General features: G+C 71.6%; 2 protein-coding genes and 1 pseudogene. All 3 read left to right on the top strand.

Going from position 1 to position 2,125, the window contains the following annotated elements; translation table 11 throughout:
- The coding region (locus CCN42_RS24255; protein WP_107427638.1) for a DUF8017 domain-containing protein at positions 1-737 on the top strand (737 nt) is incomplete at its 5' end.
- A 79-nt stretch (positions 738-816) separates the two neighbouring features.
- Entirely contained in the window at positions 817-1,860 is a 1,044-nt protein-coding gene (locus CCN42_RS24260; RefSeq protein WP_086738782.1) for a DUF8017 domain-containing protein, read from the top strand.
- A 65-nt stretch (positions 1,861-1,925) separates the two neighbouring features.
- A pseudogene (locus CCN42_RS24265) lies at positions 1,926-2,125 on the top strand (MFS transporter); the annotation flags it as partial.

The raw sequence follows: 2,125 nt of genomic DNA on the forward strand, positions 1-2,125 counted from the left end.
GCCGCCCCCTCTCCGCCGCCGTGACCGGGACCGTGCTGCTCGGCGGCGGAGAGGGGGCGGCGCCCGTTCCGGAGCCGGTCACGTCCTCGGCGGCCCCGTCCGCGACCGGCAATCCGCGCACCGGGGACGGCCCGCGGCCGACCGTCGCGGGCTGGAAGGTCGTGGTCAACCCGGACCTGGGCATCGCCTTCGACGTCCCGGCCGACTGGGCGCTCCAGTCACCGGACTGGGTCAGCTATGTCACCGAGGACGACGATCCGCTGGAGAAGCCGCTGGTCGCGATGAAGGCGCCGGCCGTGCTGAAGGAGAAGTGGTGTTCGTCCGACGGCGACCGTGACGGCACGGTCGACGACACCCCGCTGGCGAGCGCGGGCACCCGCGGCAACAACGGGGCCCGCAACCCCGCGGAGGCCGCGCGCGCCGACTCCGCGAACTGGGTCTACGGCCTCTACACCCAGCCGGACCGGGGGAAGGTCGGCACGGGTCCGGTCAGCTCCTTCACCACGGCCTCCGGACTCACCGGCAGCCTCGCCACCTCGACCTCCTCCGGTGTCGAGCGGCGCGGCAGGTGCGACTCGGACGGCAAGGCCACCACGTTCGCCTTCGAGAACCCGGACGGTGACGTGGTGTCGTGGTCGTTCGCCGGCGCCGACGGCGTGGGCGACGAGGTTCCCGACGCGACGGTGCGGCAGATCGCCCGCACGGTCCGGCTGTACGACCCGGCGTCCGGATCCTGACCGCACGCATGGTTTCGCTACCGCCCTGACGAGGGGCAGTGACCGAATCGTGTCGTGGACACCACTAGGGTTACCGCTCATGTGGCCAGGACAGCAGCAGCCCGGGGGCGAGCAGAACCCGCAGGGGCAGAACAACCCGCAGGGGCAGAACAATCCGTACCAGCAGCCGGGGTACCAGCAGCCGAATCCTTACCAGCAGCCCGGCTACCAGCACCCCAACCCGTACCAGCAGCAGCCGCAGTGGAACACCCCCGCGCCGGTGGGCGCTCCGCAGCCGGCGACCGTCGTCGGAGGCGGTGGCGGTGGCGGCAACCGCACCAAGCTGGTCGCGATCGTGGCGGCCACGGCCGTCGTCATCGCGGCCGGCGTGACCGGATTCCTGGTCCTCGGCGGCGACAAGGACGACGAGGCCGACGGCGGGTCCAAGACGAAGACCAGCCAGTCGCCCACGCCGACCGCCGAACCCACCGCCACCTCCTCCGGGAGCGACGACAACCCGCGCGACGGCGAGGCCGAGAAGCCGACGATCGCGGGCTGGAAGGTCGTCGTGAACCCCCGGTGGGGCGTCGCGTTCGACGTGCCGGCCGACTGGGAGGTACGGGACCCGGGCGTGCTCATCGCGTTCGAGGAGGAGAACGCCGACGAGCTGAAGCCGCTCGTCACCATGACCGGCACCGCCGTCTACCAGTCCAAGTGGTGCACGTCGGACGACAACAAGGACGGCCGGACCGAGACCACCTCGCTCGCCGCGGCCGGCACCAAGGGTGCCGACGGGGCGAAGAACACCGACGAGGTGGCCATCAACACGGTCGCCTGGTGGGTCTACGGCGGCTACACCCAGCCGGACAAGAAGAGCATGGTCTTCGAGGAGAAGGCCGAGCCCTTCACCACCACGTCCGGCATCGAGGGCAGCATCGCCTGGGCCGAGTCGAAGAACACGCCCCGCAAGGGCAAGTGCGCGAGCGACGGCAAGGCGATGACGTTCGGCTTCAAGAACTCCGCGGGCAACTACGTGTCGTGGAACTTCTTCGGCGCCAAGGGCGTGAAGCAGGAGGTCCCGAAGGAGACGATCCTGAAGATCGCCGGCACGGTCCGGCTGCACGGTGAGCCCACGGAGGGCTGACCTGCGCCGACAGACGGCGTGGAACCGGTTTGGCAAGTCGGGCCCCGGGCGGTGATAGTCAGCCGGTGAACTCCGCCGTCGATCCCGCCGCCCCCGGGCACAGCCCGCGCAGAACCCCCTCGCGCAGACCCGCCTGGGCGGGGCGCAACTACAGCCTGCTGACCGCCGCCGCGGCCGTCACCCACCTGGGCAGCCACGGCGCCCTGATCGCCGCCGCGTTCGCCGTGCTCGACGCCGGCGGCGACGGCGGCGACGTCGGCCTGGT

This window comes from Streptomyces glaucescens, assembly GCF_002154375.1.
Lineage (GTDB): Bacteria > Actinomycetota > Actinomycetes > Streptomycetales > Streptomycetaceae > Streptomyces > Streptomyces glaucescens.

What these genes read in the sequence shown, in the direction of transcription:
- CCN42_RS24260 (WP_086738782.1), top strand. Translation starts at nt 817, where the DNA reads ATGTGGCCAGGACAGCAGCAGCCCGGGGGCGAGCAGAACCCGCAGGGG.